Origin of the sequence: Paenibacillus sp. FSL H3-0457 (assembly GCF_037981725.1) — a bacterium.
GTDB classification, from domain to species: domain Bacteria; phylum Bacillota; class Bacilli; order Paenibacillales; family Paenibacillaceae; genus Paenibacillus; species Paenibacillus amylolyticus.
The window spans coordinates 3,721,081-3,739,502 of record NZ_CP150283.1 but is presented as its reverse complement, the minus strand read 5'-3'; the positions used below and the strand labels follow the sequence as shown (position 1 = coordinate 3,739,502).

Here is an 18,422-nt window from a genome sequence, read left to right as displayed (position 1 = left end):
ATTCCCCCTAACGAAACATAACTTGTAATAAATCAATGGAAGGGAGACCAATTCGTGTATTTAATCTGGATACTTATTGTCGGTGGGCTAATTGGCTGGTTAAGTGGAAATCTGATTGGACGGGACGTGCCGGGAGGCGTACTTGGAAATATCATTGCTGGCTTTGTTGGATCGTGGTTAGGGTATGAACTGTTGGGACCGAGGGGGCCTGTGGTGGGTGGATTTCATATCATACCCGCGATCGTCGGGTCAATCATTGCTCTCTTGATTTTCTATGCTCTGGCGCGCGCTGGAGCGTTTCGAAGACGTTAAAAAGGCGGAGACGACAAGTTTTACCCAATTGATTGGGTATTGACGTAAAGCTTCTTTCGCCACCGTTGCATCATCTTCTTCACAAAGCGTAGTTTCCACCCGGTAGTCGAATAAAGCCGCCGATCCTGTTGATCGGCGGCCTCCTTTGGTTTTATGGAAATTAGAAACCACCTCTAGAATGAATGATTTGTCCGGTGATCCATTGAGAATCGTCGCTTGCGAGAAAAGCAATCAGACGGGATACATCTTCAGGAAGACCGATCCTGCCCATCGGAAATCCCGGTAGCAAAGATTTTTTCACTTCTTCCGACATCCAACCCGTATCGGTAGGACCGGGATCAACCGCATTCACAGTAATGTGAAACGGAGCCAGTTCAGCAGATAGACATTCGGTAAAGGTGGAGACAGCGCCTTTTGTTGCGGCATAAGCGAGATTGCCAGGCATCGGCCCCTTACCTTGACCGGACGTGAGGTTGATGATCCGGCCGCCGCAAAGGTCCTGATGGACGGCCAGTTCAACCTCCAGCATACGCGCAAATTCGGCCGATAGCATGAATGTACCTCGAATGTTCATTGCACAGTGCGCATCGATCAATGATGCATTTAATTGACGGAAATCAGCTGCTACACTGTAGGTAGCGTTGTTGACGAGAATGGTCGGCAGCCCGAGAGCCGATCGGCATGCATCAAGCAGTTGCGCTGGAGAATTGGGATCGGTAAGATCGACCTCCATATGCGCTACCTTAACGCCATAGGAGCGAAGTTCTTCGGCAAAGAAATCCGGCCAGTTTTTGTCGGCATCCCCCGGATTCTCTGTTTTATCGTAATCGTACAGATGGGTATAGAACACATTAGCGCCTTCTTGTGCCAACGTGCGGCAGACAGCGGTTCCAATACCTCCGGGGCGGCTTGTGCCTGTCACAATAGCGGTTTTTCCGTATAGTTTGGTCATTTTATTACCTCCGTTTAATAAGGGAGGGAGAAAACCATTTTTCATTGGAGATGGAATTATCCTAGGTATAACAAAAAGCGGATACATCAAGTATCCGCGCCCGGGTTTGATTCAAACGGTTCCTCGCGTCCCTTGAATGATTGCGGATCGGCATCACAAACCAGGCGTGTGGTTATAACCAAAACACCAAGTCGAGCGATCCAGTTTAGATAATCATTACAAGGAAGTCCACATGGTCCGGCGAGTCCCCTTTCCTACATCTCCACTTCAAATATTACGAGTCAGACTCAATTACTGTCAAGACAAATACATGGGATTACATTTCCAGTGAAAATGGTTGGGTGGTCAAGCATCCTGCTAACCTGCAGACTGTTCACTTTTTTGAATGTAACTTTATGTTCGATTTTTACAACTTCAATTCTTACAACTTCAATTCATATCGTATATCAGGTAAATTCTCTTCATTTTCTTGTCCTCTACCAGTAATTTCAAACCCATTATTCTCATAAAATTTTTGGGCATCTTTATTCACTTCAAATGTATATAAAGTTAATTTTCCATTTGCTTGTGCTTTTGCTTTATTAAGCAAGGTTCGCCCTATTCCATTCCCTTGATAATCAATATGAATATAAAGTTGGCTTATCTCAGTTTCACTATAGGCAATCATTCCAACTACTTTTTCATCAATTAACGCTAAATCTATTTGATACTGTTTAGATAGTATATGATTTAAAAAATATAGATGGTTTTCGAAGCTATGGGTTTCAGCCTGACCAATTGCCCGTTCCTTACTATCTCTCCACATTTTCACTGTATGTTCAGCATACTTGGGATTATAGTTAGATATTTTAATTTCAAGTTTGTTCATTAATATACCGCCTTAAATAGAAAGATTTTCAAACGATGCAGTAATGACTTGAAAAATATCTTCTTGATCCAAGATTTCCGTTCTATTGTAAGTAATAATTCCTGATGAGAAATCAATGTCATCAGTGTTCTATGGCCACCATTTACTTCTCCTGCCCGTCTATTATATGCGTTCATTAATTCTGATCAGTAATTTCTTTAAGATTTGCTTCTCCTCGTCATTTAGGGCTTGAACGATTTCATCCTCCACTTTTTGAAATGAGTTATTGAAGTCTTCAATCAAGTCAACCGCTTTTGGTAATACATAAATATTTTTTTGCCGTTCATTATTGGCCGGGATTTTACGTTCGATGAAACCTTTTTGCTCTAGACCTTGAAGCATGCTTGTAACGCTTGCCCCACGCAGATGAAACCGATCTGCAAGATCCTTTTGAATAATATGATTATCTTGATTCTCATAAATATAATCGATTACTTTTCCTTGTTGAGAACTTAATCCTAGCTCTTTTATACTCTCATCCGCTCTTTTCTTTAACTTAAGACCGATAATTTGAAACAACTCCATATAAGGCGTATCTTCTCGGGAAGGCATGACCGTCCATCGTCCCCTCTGTAATTGTTAGGAATCTAATTGTAAGTAGCTAAAATATACAGTGATCCCAGTAGGCTTGTCAAACAATTGTTAGACTATTGACTGTTAGGTATCTAACAGTTATACTGCGAAGTGTTCGGTAACAAACACATTAGGAGGATTTATGATGGAGAAATTAAATCAAAATGCTGGGTTAGAAGAAATTACGGCGATTACAAATGTACGAATCTTTGATGGATATCAAATCATTGCTCCCAGACATATTGTCATTAAAGGGGTGTCCATTATTTCAGTGGGCGGAGACATCCCAAGCGACGCAACAATTATCGATGGAGAAAATGCGACATTAATACCTGGTCTGATTGATGCACATGTCCATACCTCAATTGGCGGATTACGAGATGCCTTAAAATTCGGTGTTACAACAGAACTCGAAATGAACGGCGATTTTACTAAAAGAGGGCGCGAAATTCAGCTAAAAAATGTGGATGACATTGCAGACGTCCGATCTGCTGGTACGGCGATTACCGCTCCTGGTGGGCACCCAGATGAATTGCTGCCTGATGGAGATGAAATACCTGAATTCGTATTAAAGGAACTAGAGAAGCTATCGGAGGAAGACCGGGAAGCAATGTTAGCCGCCTACGCTCACGATCACGACGAAATACCTCAAGTGACGACGGTTGATGAAGCGATCAAACATGTGCATACCCAAGTGGAGAATGGATCCGACTATATTAAGATCATGATTGAAGAGGGAACGGTTATGGGTGCACCCGGCCTGCCTGTTCTAAGTGATGAGATTCTAAAAACAGCCGTTACTGAAGCCCACAAGTTCGATAAGTTGGTCATTGCCCACGTTTTGACGGCTCTTTCATCGAAAGCTGCCATCGATTTTGGAGTCGACGGTTTGGGCCACTTGTTTATCGACAGACCCGAGTACACGTCCGAATTGGTCAAATCCATAGCTGATTCTGGAGCTTTTGTTACACCGTGCTTGGTGTTAAATTCATCGATTATTGGTAATCCGGCATCGGAATTGGCTAGTGATCCAAGAGTTCATTCAAAATTAAGTCCGGATTGGATCGATATTTTGAACTCAAGCTTCAATACATTCCCACAAGGCAATATGGAGAACAGCTTTAAAAATGTGATGGATCTTCACCGTGCCGGAGTTGATATTCTTGTAGGGACGGATGTCGCACCGGTACCCGTTCCGAACCTTGGTGGCCTTGCTCATGGGGCCAGTGTTCACCACGAAATGCAGCTGCTGGTGAAGGCTGGGTTCACTCCGATCGAAGCTCTTCAGTCGGCTACTTCCAAACCGGCCCGTTGCTTTGGTCTACATGATCGTGGCCGGATTACCGAAGGTGCACGTGCTGATCTTATTCTTATAAACGGTGATCCGATCACTAATATTTCAGATACCTTGTCAATCAAATCCGTGTGGTCCAATGGTTCGCAAAAACTAGGCTAAAACTAGTAGTTTATATTTCCTAATTGTAAAATCACTAAGAAGAGGGAGTGCAAAATGCAGTCCCTCTTCGACTTTAATCTATTTTCCCAAATCTTAATTTTTTGGAACGATGCCCAGATCAATGAGAGGTAATTATGCTTTTGGAATTGCCCCTATTTGTTGAAGCAAGCCAAGCATATCGGGTTGACCATACTCTTCAATAATTTGGCCATTAGAGATCCGATAAATATTCATTGCATTTACTTCGATTTTTTTGCTCGTTGGTGGAAACCCGAGAAACTCTCCGTCTTGTGTGCCCTTCATGACAAAATGAGCTGCTATTAGATCCTCTTCTGCTACCAGCTCCTTAACAGTCCATTGTATATCGGAAAAACCAGATCTCATCATATGAATTATGGAGAGATAACCACTTGGACCATTCATTGGTTCTTTTTGCATAGGTACATAAAAAACAGCATCTGGAGAAATCAATTCTTCAGCAAGTTCCTTGCTTGCCGTATTAATGAAGTTCGTGAAACGGTGCATTAATTGTTTGTTTTCTGTAATCGTCATATTTAAACCCCTTTCTATTTTCGTGAGCATATGCCTTCACTTAAATTTTATCGCTACTTTAGATAATTGGTAAGTAGGCACCTTTTTGTTATATAGGCACCTTTTTGTAACTATTATTTTATCTCTAGGTTGCAGAGAAGTTATCATTCGTCTCTACAATATCATTGGATATAACGATCTTACCGTTTGCGGTGTTACTTTCCATTAAAAGATGTGCCTTTCCAATCTCCTCGAGTGTAAAGACTCGAGCAATAGGTGGGACTATACCATGTTTTTGGATATGCTCAAATAAAGAGATCAGTGTACTTTCTTTGATAACTTCACTGGTGAACGCTGTAAAATACACACCTGTGGGTATATCCACTAAAGGTTCAAAGGCATCAAGAGTCCATTCATTTCCTAATATTCCTGACATGCAACATATCCCTCGTTCTGAGATGAATTGCAAGGACTCCTTTACTGTCGTTGTACCAACCAACTCTAGAACCTTGTTTACCCCATTTGGAGCAATAGCATACACCTGTTCTCTCAAATGCTCATTATCGAGCAGTGCATAGTCTGCTCCAGCTTGTTGGAGAAGTGCAAATTTCTCTTTGTCTCGAGTCGTTGATATAACTGTTGCTCCTACACTCTTAGCTAGCTGAAGTGCTGCTAAGCCTACGGAACTTGTCCCACCACGAATAAGCAGCATCTCTCTTGAAGTCAATTGAAGACATTCAAATAAGGATGCATACGCGGTATAATACATTTCCGGTATCGCTGCAAGTTCAGTCCATTTCATATCGCTAGGAATAGGATACACTTGGTCCGAAGGTATAAGTGCATATTCAGCATAACTTCCGTCAAATGCACGGCCTAACCCTCCCATTAATGAAGCGACGGTAGTTCCCTTTATAAATGTGCTATCTGAAGGGTCTTCAATCTCCCCTACGCATTCGATCCCAATAATACGCGGGAATTGAACGGATGGTGAATGCCCCTGTCTAGTAAACATTTCGGAGCGATTTATTCCAAACGCCCTGATTTTTACAAGTACCCACCCAGGTTTGACTGGAGGAATAGGTACTTCTGTTATCTGTAGTTCTTGTGGGGTACAGACCCTTTCCAATATAACTGCCTTCATTATTTATCTCCCCGATCTCAAATGTATTTGTTTCTCAAACAGCATGAATATTGCGTTCGTCACAATGGCAAGTCCTGCTGACAATAAGCCCCCCCACAAAATTTTATCGATATTCATGGTCCGTAATCCATCATTTAATATCGTACCTAGCCCTCCTGCATTAATGAAGGCAGCGATGGTTGCCATGCCAATGGTTGTTACCGAAGCAAGTCGAAGGCCTGTAAACAGAGGCTTGATTGCCAAGGGTACCTGGACCTGAAGTAAGATCTGAAATCGGCTCATACCGACCCCTGTAGCAGCTTCAATAACAGATGGTTCAACATGATTCAAAGCTGCAATGAACTGACGTAGAAGGATATATTGGTTATAGGCAATGAGCACGGTAATGGCTGTCGTTTTCCCCAATCCGGTCACAGGGATCATTATTGCAAACAAAGCCAAGCTCGGAATAGAATACAAGATTGAAAACATGTAAATGAGTGATCTAGATACCTTATCAGAGGCCAGAGCTAAGATGGTTAAAACGATTGCAATGATCACAGAGAGCAGCATGGTCAGAATGAGGATCTCCACATGCTCCAATAATGCTTGTACCAACTTATCCGGATGTTTAATGGCATAGTCGATCATTTTAAGTTCCCCCAGAAGCGTTCTTGCTCCTTCGAAGATTGAATGAGTGAGTGCACAAAATCATCTGCAGGATGAGTTACAATTTCTCTCGGGGTATCGAACTGGCAAACCTTCCCCTGATTCATAATCATAACCCTGGTTCCCATCTTGAATGCTTCATTAATATCATGAGTCACGAACAAAAAGGTTTTTTTCATTCCACCATGAATTTTCAAGAGTTCATCCTGGAGATTTAAGCGCGTAATGGCATCCAAGGCCCCAAAGGGTTCATCCAGTAGCATAATATTGGGATCGGTTGCTAATGCTCGCGCAAGACCAATTCTCTGTTGCTGTCCTCCGGACAATTGTGAAGGATAACGTCGTTTGAAGTTCTCTGAATCTAACCCAACCAAAGCTAACAATTCTTGTACCCGTTCTTCGATTTTCTTTTTGTCCCATTTCAAAAGACGAGGAACAGTAGATATATTTTGTTCAATATTGATGTGGGGGAACAAGCCTACTTGCTGAATAACATAGCCAATTTTCCTTCTAAGTTTTACAGGATCAACTCCAGCGATATCCTCCCCAAATATTTTAATAATCCCGTGGGAAGGATCATTAAGCCGATTCACCATCTTCAATAAAGTTGTTTTTCCTGATCCAGAGGAGCCGAGGATTGTAATAAACTCTCCTTCACTTATCGACAAGTTCACATGATCAACTGCAAATTCATTGGAATCTGAATATGTTTTGCTCACATCATGGAATTCGATTGCTGTTGGATTCATGTTAACGCCATCCTTATTTAATGGAATCATAAAATTCTTTTGCTACATCTTCATATTCTTCTTTGTCTACGTCCACTTTTGCGTTTAGTGCGGTTACGGTGTCTGTATCCAATACCGAACTAACCTTGTTGATCACTTCAGCGATGCCGGGGTCCGTTGAGAGCACATTATCACGGATAACAGGCGCCAAGTTATAAGGTGGCCATACTTGTTTGTCATCTTCCAATAGAGTGAACTCGTCTTTGTTCACCAACTGACCTTCAGTGGTATATGCGGGCGCGACATCAGCCTCGTTGTTTCTAAGCACTTCATATTTCAAACTGTTATCATATACTTTGGATGATTTCCAATTGAACTTGCCATACACTTTCTCTAATGCTGGAATACCGTCAGCGCGCTGGTCAACCTCTCCTTGGGAAGCAAATCGAATCTCACCGGCATGTTTTTGCAAGTCAGTAATGGTCTTGATCCCTAATTTTTGTGATACTTCCGTTCGAATAACGAGACCTGCTCCATCATTTGCTTTTGAATAATCGAGCCATGAGATATTAAATTGCTTTTTGTACTCTTCTTTGACTGTTGTATACACTTCATCCGGATCTGTCATCAAATCCATCTTCAAAACGGCCAACAAACCCGTACCTGTGTACTCTGGGTACATATCGATATCGTTATTAACAATCGATGAATGAATGATGGAACCCGCAATATTGGGAAACCGCTCAACTTGATACCCCGCGCTCTCCAAAGCCAACGCATATAGCTCCCCGACAATTAAATTCTCAGTGAAGTCTTTTGAACCAATTCGTATTGTCGATCCATTATTATTCGTTTTATTACCACATGAACTCAAAATTATGGACAAAACAAGCGTGATTGAAATGGCTAAAACTAATTTTTTCTTTATGTTCTTTTTCATTTGTGTGGACCCTACCTTTGCAAGAATTTATATCTAAACAATACACGTTCAGACAGATCTAAAATAAACCCTATACCAATAGCCAGAATCGCTACTGAAATACCACCAATTAAAAGTAAATCCGTTCGATTGAGCCCTAAACCGGTAAAAATGATCTCTCCTAATCCGCCAGCTCCAATTTTGGCAGCCAAAGTAGCGCTGGCGATAATTTCAATCGCAGCGGTTTTAATCCCTGTCAAAATCAATGGTCCAGCCACTGGAAATTGGATTTTCCATCTAATTTGTCGTTCAGACATCCCTACACCTTGTGCAGATTCAAGTAAAGACATGGACACACTTTGTAACCCGGATACTGTATTCATTAAGATAGGAGGGATTCCTAAAATAATGAGAGCGACAAGGGCCGGCTTAATTCCAGTACCCATGATAGGAAGCAACAGAAGTAAGATCGCTAGGCTGGGAACGATTCGTAATGTTTGAAATAACGAAAGGATCCATTTTTCGGAACGACCGTATTTAGTTGATAAGGTACCTAATGTAATTCCGATAAGTGTAGAACCCATCAATGCCAATAAACTGATCTCTAAATGCTGTCTCCAAGAATTCAAGAACGTTAACATATGATTCGAAAAATAGTCACTCAGTTGCATCCATAAACTTTCTTGCAAACCCCCTCCTCCTTTCATTCATTTTCATTTGCTTTTTCTATCGACAGAACTATAATATAAGCAATGTAGTGGTTTTGAAAGTAGGCACCTTTTTGTTGTATAGGAACCTAATAGTAACTATTGGAGGCGATAATGTAGTGATTCCAAAAAAAGATTTGCCGTTGTGTCCCGTCGCAACGACAGTTGGATTGATAGGTAACAAGTGGAAGTTATTGGTTATGAGGGATCTTTTGAAGGGAACTCATCGATTCGGAGAACTTCGTAAAAGTATCCCGGAGATCAGTCAGAAGGTACTCACTGAAAATTTACGTTCAATGGAAGAGGATGGAATTGTCATTCGTACTGTTTTTGCAGAAGTCCCTCCGAGAGTCGAATACAGCTTAAGTGATTTAGGAAATTCACTGAAGCCAATTATATTCTCTATGGAAACATGGGGGCTCGGGTACCAGAAACTCAATGATGAGCTTCCAAACGATATTCATCAGAGTGAATGATGTCAAATTGTTACTCCACGGTCATTTCAAAATAGAATGAATCCCTCTACATCTTTAAGTTAAATCAATGGAGGACTCATACGTCCTCCATTGACTCGTATGAGAGAGTTGATCTTCGAACACCAGTTTCTGCAATATTTCTATTGCATGAAGAAAAAACGGGCAAGATCCTCATTAAATGAATGGCTATTTAAAATCAAAATGGATATGCACTGTTTTTGGATACATGAATAATTTCAGATGGAAACCTTGCCTTAAAATATTTTTCGACTTTCAGATGAATTCTTTTCTCGTACCATTTCTCCCAGCCGTTCGCCCCAAATAATTGTGGCATCCCTAACCGCTTAGATCTCATCCCCATTTGACCATCACCAATCAATAGCGTATCAATCCAAATTCGATCAGTTATGCCTTGTAACATGTTAGCGAAATTAGGTGAAAAAGGTAGCACAGGGGAAATAGATACTTGTGTATGTATCCCTGCATCATTTATCTTTTTCAAGGCTTTAACTCGTAAATCTATTCCAGGAGCATAGGGCGAAAAAATTCGTTTCACGTCTTCGCGATCTGTCTCGATTGTCATTGAAACCATAATTCTACATTTTTCCTTTAATTTCAGCAGTATATCAAGGTCTCTGGCAACCAGCGGGCTTCTAGTTTGAATTTGAAGCGAATCTGGTGGGTTTTTATCCATTTCTTCCAATAGGCTTCTTGTAATGTTTGCCTTCTGCTCTACAGGTTGATAAGGATCTGTGGCTGATGACATGAATATACTTATGGGTTTATTTTTACGTCTTAGAAGAGAGACTTCCCTTAGATAGTTTTCTGCTGCATTTTTCTTAACATCGACCCACGATCCCCAAGGAATATCCTTAAACTTTTGAATAGGCATTTCTCTGACGTAACAGTATTCGCAAGCAAATGCACAACCCGTATAGGGATTTAGTGAATGAGTAAAACCAATATCTAGATAACCTTTTACTTCACTTAATATTTTCTTAGACACAATGTCTTTGATTTCAATTGGCATGACGCTACCATCCCCTCAATTACTTTTATGCCCACTTCTCCTCTTGCGTTTTATCTTAAAATTTCTCATGCTACTTGAAAAGTAGGCACCTTTTTATTAGATAGGAACCAGAATGTAACTATTGGGTGTTAACAACAAAACAACCGTTTTTATAAATAAAGGTAACGGCGGCTTATCTTTGGCTTGAAAATTGAAAATATCCGCAATAGGACCGTCAAAAGCAATGATGCGGTCGGTAATCGTATTGCGAGGATCGCGGAACATGACATCAAGTACTTTAAACCAATCCTTACATTGAAGCAATTGTTTCCCTACAATGATGACTTGATAATTACGTCCCGCAAGCGAACCCGGAAATTGGGCATCCTGCTGATTTTTAGACTGTCTTAAACCTTCTGCTATTCCTCCCCCTTCGCGGCTTTTCTTTTGAATGTCCTTACTGAATACAGGGGCAGATTTATAATAATGGAGTTTTTTTATCTTTGACATCCAAACATAGTTTACTCTGCCTTTTTATTTATCTTTTTTGTGATTCCCGGTTTGCCAAAAGATCTGCTCGTACTTGTTGCATCCATGAGTTAGATTCTTATTTTCTATGTTCATTTGAGCAAATCAGTAATATCAACGTTCATATGTTCGGTAAGCATTAAGGTTACATCCACTTTCACTTTGCTCCATAATAATGTCATTTTATGAATGTAACCTCTCACCGAATAATCTACCGTTAAACTCAGCTCAGATCTCACTTCATCTATGATTTTAATATGATGTTCCTTTAGCCTTTGTTTTGATTTGTACATTTCTAAAGCAATTTTCTTTTGGGTACCGTCCAAGTAGTCAACATACACAGATTTCATTTTGAAGTTTGAAGCGTATATTTTATGCTTATCTACCTCCAGAGCACCTAAAAGATAAGGGAGCTCTACCACCCTCTTCACGAGTGAAAGTTCCTCGCAAGTCTGTCGCACTTTATACGCCTCCTTCTTCAAGTTTCACAGCGACCAATTGATCAAAATCGACCCATTCAAATCCATTCTCCATTTCAATTTTGATTTTCTTTCCAAAGGTACTGACTGAAGTGACGATCCCGTGTATATACCGATTGCCTGACTCAGTAAATATTGCAAAGGTGGCTTGCAATGTATAATTGAGCGACATATCTATATTTTGTGTAATAATCTCCCACTCATCTTCATGGATCAGCGGTTTCGTTAGATAATGAACTTGAGTACGATGCTGTATAATTCGTTCTTTATGTTGAGGAAGCATCATGCGGCTCGATTCCCATAATCCATTGGCCTCCAGTTTTTTGCTCATTTATAATGCCCCCCAATTTTAGATGCTCGATCGATCGCTTGACCCGCAGCCGTAATGGAGCTCGCTCGTAAAATGGCAATGTCGCCAAATCGATCCTTAATGTCGTCCATCACCTGATCAATGGCCCGTTTCTGCTCTTGATCATCAAAAAAAGATAGTTGATATGTATCCGCGTTGGATAATTGAGATAGGGATACGCCTACACGGCGCACAGGTTGCCCATCCCAGTGTTGATGGAATATGCGTTTGGCTATCTTGCATACATCAACGGTTATGTTTGTAGGATCAGACAGTTTAACCTGCCTGTGAAAACCAGTGGGGTGGTCAAAATCCGCTCCAGACACACTCACAGATACGACACTACTCATCAGTCCCTTTTTGCGGGCTCTTCTGCATACTTCAGTGCAGATATCGAGAATAACCACTTCGATCTCCCAAGCCTCTGTGAAATCTCTAGGCAGGGTCATTCCGTTTCCAATATCTTTTTGTGTACTGTGCGTGTTGACGGTTACCGGCGAATTGTCGAGTCCATTTGCGACTCGCCAGATGACTTCTCCATTAACCCCCCACTTATTTCTTAGTTTAGAAAGAGGTGTATTTGCCAGGTCTCTAATGGTTCGGATGCCCATCTTCCACAGATGTTTTTCCATTCTGGAGCCTATCCCCCACATATCGCGGATGGGCTTATCTCCAATATGGAGGTGTAACTCCTCTTTTTTTAAGTGGAAAATGCCCCCCTCTGCTTTTTTAGCGATCATATCGCAGCATAATTTACTGATGATTTTGTTTTCACCAATGCCAGCTCTCGCGTAAACGCCTGTTTCATTATAGATTTTGTCTTGAATTTGCTTGGCCAAATCGATTGGATCATTACCGAATAGATGCATAGACCCTGTAAAATCAGCGAATAATTCGTCTATACTGTACGGTTCGACCAGATCAGTGAACTCCTCAATAATGGACATGATTTGAGTGGATACTTCGATGTATTCTTGCATGTGTGGTCTCACAATGATCAGTTCAGGGCACTTCTGAAGAGACTGCCAGAGTGGTTCCGCGGTAGATACACCCTTCGCTTTGGCTAGTGGACAAGCGGCAAGGATAATTCCAGAACGTCTTGCGGGGTCTCCCGCGACAGCTAATGGTCTATTTTTGTATTGAGGCAATTTTGCCTTTTCGACTGAAGCATAAAAGCTCTGCATATCAATGAGCATAATGGTTCGTTGCTTAGTCAACACTGTAATCACTCCTGTACTTTTAAGAACGTATGTTTGTATATATTATAAACAGAACACATGTTCCTTATGCAAGAGGTAAATATTTATAGTAGACCACGACGAAGTGATGGATTCAAATCATACTAAGTCACACCAGCTTCTCCAGCATTTGAACTCCCACCTGTAAACACAGTTTTCATTCACAAAGTTAGTTAAACAAAAACAGCCGATCACGTTGATCGGTTGCCTCCTTGTTGTTTGAGCTATCGTCTCATTGGTATATTTACTTTCACCCGGATCTACCCCCGGTTTCACATTCCAGAAGTCAAACAATGCCTCTTCCAGCACATTACAGTGCTCACACTCTACTACTCCTCTATGATATACATCCATCAAATGGGCAATAAAACCATGTTCTTGTCCCACGACAAATAACAAAAGCAGCCGACATCAGCTGCTGCTTTCGTAGTATTTTATGGTTGAATGTTACTCCATCCGCTTACATCACATTGTCCATAATCATTATCACCTACAGCAACCATCGTACCATCCGATTTCAGTCCAATTGTATAGGCACACCCCGCAGAAATAGCTCGAATTTCGTACCAGCCACGTACATCACATTGGTGATGTTTATTCGAACCCACAGCAACCATTGTACCGTCGGACTTAAGACCAACGGAATGATAACTCCCCGCTGCAACTGCTACAATATCGCGCCAACCGCTTACGTCGCATTCACCATCATTATTTCTTCCCACAGCCACTACCGTGCCATCCGATTTGAGCCCCACCGTATGAAGATACCCTGCCGCAACAGCCAATATGTCGTCCCAGTCATTTACGCTACATTGGTTATATTTATTGTTACCAACTGCTGTTACCGTTCCGTCTAATTTTAGACCAACTGTATGCCAGTCACCCGTCGTGACCGATACAATGTCGCGCCAGCTGCTCACGTTGCATTCCCCTTCATTATTTCGCCCCACCGCAACCACGGTGCCATCTGATTTAACCCCAACCGTACGGCACCAACCTGCCGAAACGGTTACTATATCGCGCCATTCACTTACATTGCATTGGTCATGCTTATTCCAACCTATAGCAGTTACCGTACCATCAGATTTAAGACCAACGGTATGGGCATTACCGGTGTTCGTAGCCATATGAACATTACCAGCCGCAACTGCGACAATATGGCACCAATCGCTTACCTTACATTGATCATATTTATTATCACCCACAGCTGTTACTGTTCCGTCAGATATAAGAGCAACGGTATGACGACGACCCGCCGCTATGGTACAGTTACGGAACCGTTTCGTCTCAAAAACCGCTTCATTCCGTGAATTGTAGTCCATATCTTTCTCCCCTCCACCAATTGAAAATCCGCCGATAGTTCAACTGTAAGTCATAAAGTTTGTTGTTAAATCGCATGTTACAAAAGAAAGGCTCGCACAGGCAGGGTATTATTAGTTCCCTGCCCAATACGAGCGTCTATGTCATATTGCACTCAAACGGTTGATCCGAATGTGTACTTTAGCAATCGTTTCATTTCATGTAGCGATAGTCTAATAGATCCTTCAAATTTGAAATTTTCTGCAACAGCTTTTCTCCGACATTGGTTTCCCTCACCAGCTTCCGCGCCAGTTCTTTGTCCACCAATCTTTTTAGAGATAACACGTCCGTTCCGTTACATAACACATCTTCTTTTGAATTAAATTTCTTGTGGGCGACGAGCTGCATGCCAAAGGAATTGTACAACAAGGTATATCCGGCAATGCCCGTTGTGGATTGATAGGCTTTGGAAAAACCGCCGTCAATCACGATCATTTTTCCGTTTGCTTTAACAGGGCTCTCTCCACTAATTTCTTTGACTGGCGTGTGCCCGTTAATGACATGTCCATGATCTGGATTCAAATCAAACTCCTGCAAGATTATTCGACAGATCTCTTCATTTTCACGTAAATGGTAGTAAGGATTCTTTCTCTCTTTATGTGCTTCTTTATCTTGGATAAAATACCGTTCAAAAGTGGTCATTTCTCTCTTTCCAAAGAGCGAGGAACATTCTCCTGTCCAGATGTACCATACCATATCCGTCGCCAGATCTTCTGTCTCTTCCGGATGCGCAAAGGCGTAACGTAAATAATCTTCAAAAACATCAAGCAATTGACGGCCCGCATATGTCTTGTCTTCAATCTGCATTTCTTCCATATTTCCTTCTTCATCCAAAGGAATACAGCCGTGGATTAACAAATTCCCGTTGTATTTTAAATAAAGGCTGCCCTTTTTCATGAGAAAATTCATATGTCTGGCCATCTTTTCGGAATGCTGAACGGAAAACAACAGCTTTTCCATCACCTGGCGTTCTTCCTCAAGCAATTGTTCGGGCTTCTGCGGATTTACGGTTGCGAAACAGGTGTTTTCCAGGTGGTACGTTTTACCGCAGATGTTGATTTCATTGTTGTCGTAATCAATCTGCTCCAGCAAAAGTCTTTCAGACATATTAAAGTATGGGCGTCTCTTGATAATCGGGCTTTCAAGTTTAAACTGAATCATGGCAATGGCTTGGTGAATTTTGGTGATCTGCAGAATTTCCTGCTCCGATACATTATGTCCAGCCTGTAACTTAGGTCTGAAGGACGGATTGTCTTCGTAATATTTCTCCGCCAGGTTTAGCAGTGGGCGCAGATTGATTCCGTATACATCTTCAATGATGTCCAGATTATCGTATCTGGCGCAGATCCGAATAATATTCGCAAGGCAGACTAGAGAACCTGCGTAGGCTCCGATCCAGAGGACATCATGGTTCCCCCACTGTATGTCTACAGAATGGTAGTTGATCAGCGTATCCATAATTTTATCGGGGTACGGCCCCCGGTCATAGATATCTCCAACCACATGAAGATGGTCAACCACCAGGCGCTGTGTCGTATAGGCAAGGCCGATAATGAGATTGTCCGCCTGGCCCAAAGATATAATTTGCCGATATATTTCCTCGTAATAAGGATCCTTATTGTTGGTCGAATCCGTCTTGTATAGAAGCTCTTCTACAATATATACATATTGCTCTGGCAGAGCTTTACGCAATTTTGAGCGTGTATACTTGGAAGAGGCATAAGAAATAAGCTTAAGCATGTGTTCAATTGTCAGTCTATACCACTGGTTCAAAGCCTGTTTATTGCTCAGTTCCCCTATAACCAGCTGAATTTTTTCTTCCGGGTAATAAACTAACGCCGCAAAATCATTGATTTCTTGGTCCGTCCAAACCTCCCGGAATAATTCTTTGATTTTCTCTTTGACGGTACCTGAACCGTTTCGTAGTACATGCTGAAAAGCCTGAAACTCCCCATGCAAATCACTGACAAAATGCTCGGTTCCCTTAGGGAGATTGGAGATCGCTTCAAGGTTGATGATCTCTGTTATGATTTTTTCTTCCGTATCATATTTCTCGGCCAATAAATCTAGAAACTGCTCATCCAAAACAGATGTCCCCCTTCAAGGAAGTATGGTGTTGTATAGCCGGGTCCAAAAGCTTTAGACCTATATCAAATTACACTCTATACTTGGCATTGATTACATGGTAATTATCAGCATCGCCTTTCCCCATCATACTCCAGTTCATCATATATGAACAAATTTCATTGAATGGATTTGAATAAACAATGTTTGTAGTTATTTTAGGAATTAGAATTGTGTTCAATGGGATAATGTTCTGGTCCCTCGACATTTTTTTACTAAATGCTATTTTACACAATGAAAAATAAACGATCTATTCTGAGAATTTGCTTGTTTGAATTCCCAATCACCATATGTTTTAATTTTTGAAAAACCGATTTGTTTCAGCGATTCATTGAATTCTTCTTGATTTCGAAACCTCAGCTGCATTTTTTCATGAACTAATACTTTGTCTGTTTTGGTATTTTTTACAATTTCATAGAAAGTGTAAATATCTCCCTCAAACCCTTCATATTCTGTATAAATTTCTAAAGGATCTCCGCTTAGTCTATCTTTAGCTAAGTCAGGAGTTTTGTCCTTCTCCCATTCTTCCCATATTTTTACCAAAGGGTTTCTTGTATCAAAAATAAAGTGACCCCCGATTTTTAGGGATCGGAATACGTCTGAGATTACTCGTTTCCAGCTGTCATCTGTAAGAAATACCTGTGCAACATTCGCTGTCATAATTACCGCATCATAGGTATTGGTTTGTAAATCTGCACTATCACCTATAATCCATTCCACACTTTCAGAATTATCTTTACTTCTCGCTATTTCAATCGCTTCTTCATTGGGATCTATAGCGGTAATTTTATAACCGTACTGAACAAGATGAGTAGTCCATCTTCCTGTTCCACAGCCCAGGTCAGCTATAGATTCTACTTGTAATCTCTTTAACAATGAAAGGAAAAATTCATCGTCTTTTCCCCAATGGTTAATCTGGTCATATACTAATGGAATCATAAATAATGTCTCCTCACTTTCAACAGCATTTTACTGTGCTCAACAGTTTGATGTCTCGTACATAAGCTATACGGTTTTATTCTTACTCTGTGAACCAAAAACTTCCCTGGTTGCTTCTATAAAAGATAACATCATTGGTGAAAGCCACTTGTCTTTATGCCACAACATCTGTGTATATACCTGCAAGTCCGGAATTTGCCAGGGGAGGACAACAAGTTCTCCACGTTCAACTTCAGATTCCGCGACGATCTCAGGAAGAAAGGCAATACCGATTCCTGAAATTGCACATTGTTTAATGGCTTCAGCACTTTGAAACTCTAAATATGTAATGTTATCAATGCCCTCTTTCTCAAATGACCGATCAAACATCGTTCGATAGGGACAACCCTTCTCATTTGTCAGGAACACTTCATCATGAAAATCTTCCAATTGCAGCACAGTTCGTTTGGCGAGTGGGTGATCTGGAGCAGCTAACAATCGGAAATGTTCTTCCAGCAAAGGTTCCACGGAAAGTCCACTCGAGCGAATGGGTTCATCCAACATATAAACAATATCCGTGGTTCCCTCAAAGAGCGTTTGCTTGAGCTCTTGATTCGGAACTGAGCGGAAAATTAAGCGAACTCCCGGATGCTGCGAACGAAACCGTTGGAAGACAGGTGGGAGCCGATAGGAGCAAATAACCTCATTCGCACTTATCGTTAAGGTTCCACTTAGTTTTTCATTATCATGGACAGCACTACGAGCTTCGTCCATTTTTTCGAGAACGCCTTGGGCGTGTGTTAAAAAGCGTTTACCCGCAGTTGTGAGCGCGAGTTGCTTGCCCAACCGATCAAAGAGGCGAACACCAAGTTCATCTTCCAATGCTTTAATTTGCATCGTGACGTTGGAAGGAACGTAGCTCAGCACTTCTGCTGCCCGCGTGAAATTCAATGTTTTTGCAACCGTACAAAACGTATTCAGTTGACGCAATTCCATCCGATGATCCCCCCTTCATCTTTCAATTTTATTGAATACTATTATGAATTCTATTCACTTTTATTGAGA

21 protein-coding genes are annotated in these 18,422 nt (G+C 41.3%); 3 read left to right on the top strand and 18 right to left on the bottom strand.

Annotated features, from left to right (window positions below; all coding sequences use genetic code 11):
• The first annotated feature begins 54 nt into the window (after window positions 1-54).
• Window positions 55-312 (top strand): GlsB/YeaQ/YmgE family stress response membrane protein, encoded by a 258-nt coding sequence (locus MHH25_RS16535; RefSeq protein ID WP_036613911.1) that lies wholly within the window; start codon window positions 55-57, stop codon window positions 310-312.
• A 160-nt stretch (window positions 313-472) separates the two neighbouring features.
• Here the strand turns inward: MHH25_RS16535 and MHH25_RS16530 are convergent, their stop codons facing one another.
• The 3 genes from MHH25_RS16530 to MHH25_RS16520 form a co-directional block, all read right to left on the bottom strand.
• On the bottom strand, window positions 473-1,264 hold the full coding sequence (locus tag MHH25_RS16530; RefSeq protein ID WP_036613912.1) for an SDR family oxidoreductase: 792 nt from the start codon (window positions 1,262-1,264) through the stop codon (window positions 473-475).
• A 421-nt stretch (window positions 1,265-1,685) separates the two neighbouring features.
• Window positions 1,686-2,132 (bottom strand): GNAT family N-acetyltransferase, encoded by a 447-nt coding sequence (locus MHH25_RS16525; protein ID WP_036613913.1) that lies wholly within the window; start codon window positions 2,130-2,132, stop codon window positions 1,686-1,688.
• Window positions 2,133-2,294: 162 nt separating this feature from the next.
• Entirely contained in the window at window positions 2,295-2,723 is a 429-nt protein-coding gene (locus MHH25_RS16520; protein ID WP_036613915.1) for a MarR family transcriptional regulator, read from the bottom strand.
• A gap of 166 nt (window positions 2,724-2,889) precedes the next feature.
• Between MHH25_RS16520 and MHH25_RS16515 the strand changes: the two genes are divergently transcribed.
• Window positions 2,890-4,200, top strand: coding sequence for an amidohydrolase family protein (locus MHH25_RS16515; RefSeq protein WP_340020516.1), 1,311 nt, complete (start codon window positions 2,890-2,892; stop codon window positions 4,198-4,200).
• Between the two features lie 132 nt (window positions 4,201-4,332).
• On the opposite strand, the gene MHH25_RS16510 is transcribed toward MHH25_RS16515, so the two are convergent.
• The 6 genes from MHH25_RS16510 to MHH25_RS16485 form a co-directional block, all read right to left on the bottom strand.
• Window positions 4,333-4,752: an ester cyclase gene (locus MHH25_RS16510; protein WP_340017554.1), complete on the bottom strand. Its 420-nt coding sequence runs from the start codon at window positions 4,750-4,752 to the stop codon at window positions 4,333-4,335.
• Between the two features lie 124 nt (window positions 4,753-4,876).
• Window positions 4,877-5,875 carry a zinc-binding alcohol dehydrogenase family protein gene (locus MHH25_RS16505; RefSeq protein WP_340017553.1) on the bottom strand — a complete coding sequence of 333 codons (999 nt, stop codon included), beginning with the start codon at window positions 5,873-5,875 and terminating at the stop codon, window positions 4,877-4,879.
• A 3-nt stretch (window positions 5,876-5,878) separates the two neighbouring features.
• Window positions 5,879-6,505: an ABC transporter permease gene (locus MHH25_RS16500; RefSeq protein ID WP_036673634.1), complete on the bottom strand. Its 627-nt coding sequence runs from the start codon at window positions 6,503-6,505 to the stop codon at window positions 5,879-5,881.
• Window positions 6,502-7,272 (bottom strand): ABC transporter ATP-binding protein, encoded by a 771-nt coding sequence (locus MHH25_RS16495; RefSeq protein ID WP_339193545.1) that lies wholly within the window; start codon window positions 7,270-7,272, stop codon window positions 6,502-6,504. Before MHH25_RS16495 ends, MHH25_RS16500 begins: the two co-directional genes overlap by 4 nt.
• Before the next feature lie 13 nt (window positions 7,273-7,285).
• Window positions 7,286-8,191, bottom strand: coding sequence for a glycine betaine ABC transporter substrate-binding protein (locus MHH25_RS16490; protein ID WP_340017552.1), 906 nt, complete (start codon window positions 8,189-8,191; stop codon window positions 7,286-7,288).
• 11 nt (window positions 8,192-8,202) lie between these two features.
• Window positions 8,203-8,859, bottom strand: coding sequence for an ABC transporter permease (locus MHH25_RS16485; RefSeq protein WP_156946166.1), 657 nt, complete (start codon window positions 8,857-8,859; stop codon window positions 8,203-8,205).
• Between the two features lie 137 nt (window positions 8,860-8,996).
• On the opposite strand from MHH25_RS16485, the gene MHH25_RS16480 reads away from it, so the two are divergent.
• Window positions 8,997-9,353, top strand: a complete 357-nt coding sequence (locus MHH25_RS16480) for a helix-turn-helix domain-containing protein (protein ID WP_340017551.1) — start codon at window positions 8,997-8,999, stop codon at window positions 9,351-9,353.
• A gap of 196 nt (window positions 9,354-9,549) precedes the next feature.
• Here the strand turns inward: MHH25_RS16480 and MHH25_RS16475 are convergent, their stop codons facing one another.
• The 9 genes from MHH25_RS16475 to MHH25_RS16435 all read right to left on the bottom strand — a co-directional run bounded on the left by MHH25_RS16475 (window position 9,550) and on the right by MHH25_RS16435 (window position 18,353).
• On the bottom strand, window positions 9,550-10,383 hold the full coding sequence (locus MHH25_RS16475; protein ID WP_340017550.1) for a radical SAM protein: 834 nt from the start codon (window positions 10,381-10,383) through the stop codon (window positions 9,550-9,552).
• Between the two features lie 96 nt (window positions 10,384-10,479).
• A complete protein-coding gene (locus tag MHH25_RS16470) occupies window positions 10,480-10,872 on the bottom strand; it encodes a hypothetical protein (protein WP_340017549.1) in 393 nt (130 codons plus the stop codon).
• Between the two features lie 110 nt (window positions 10,873-10,982).
• Window positions 10,983-11,351: a hypothetical protein gene (locus MHH25_RS16465; protein WP_340017548.1), complete on the bottom strand. Its 369-nt coding sequence runs from the start codon at window positions 11,349-11,351 to the stop codon at window positions 10,983-10,985.
• A gap of 1 nt (window position 11,352) precedes the next feature.
• Entirely contained in the window at window positions 11,353-11,700 is a 348-nt protein-coding gene (locus MHH25_RS16460) for a YolD-like family protein (protein WP_036673624.1), read from the bottom strand.
• Complete coding sequence (locus tag MHH25_RS16455; RefSeq protein ID WP_340017547.1) at window positions 11,697-12,935, bottom strand: DNA polymerase IV; 1,239 nt, start codon at window positions 12,933-12,935, stop codon at window positions 11,697-11,699. The genes MHH25_RS16460 and MHH25_RS16455 overlap by 4 nt, the downstream gene beginning before the upstream one ends.
• Before the next feature lie 455 nt (window positions 12,936-13,390).
• Window positions 13,391-14,278 (bottom strand): chromosome condensation regulator, encoded by an 888-nt coding sequence (locus tag MHH25_RS16450; protein WP_340017546.1) that lies wholly within the window; start codon window positions 14,276-14,278, stop codon window positions 13,391-13,393.
• 190 nt (window positions 14,279-14,468) lie between these two features.
• Window positions 14,469-16,400, bottom strand: a complete 1,932-nt coding sequence (locus MHH25_RS16445; protein WP_340017545.1) for a fructose-1,6-bisphosphatase — start codon at window positions 16,398-16,400, stop codon at window positions 14,469-14,471.
• Window positions 16,401-16,661: 261 nt separating this feature from the next.
• Complete coding sequence (locus MHH25_RS16440; protein WP_340017544.1) at window positions 16,662-17,378, bottom strand: class I SAM-dependent methyltransferase; 717 nt, start codon at window positions 17,376-17,378, stop codon at window positions 16,662-16,664.
• A gap of 66 nt (window positions 17,379-17,444) precedes the next feature.
• Complete coding sequence (locus MHH25_RS16435) at window positions 17,445-18,353, bottom strand: LysR family transcriptional regulator (protein ID WP_340017543.1); 909 nt, start codon at window positions 18,351-18,353, stop codon at window positions 17,445-17,447.
• Window positions 18,354-18,422: the final 69 nt, after the last annotated feature.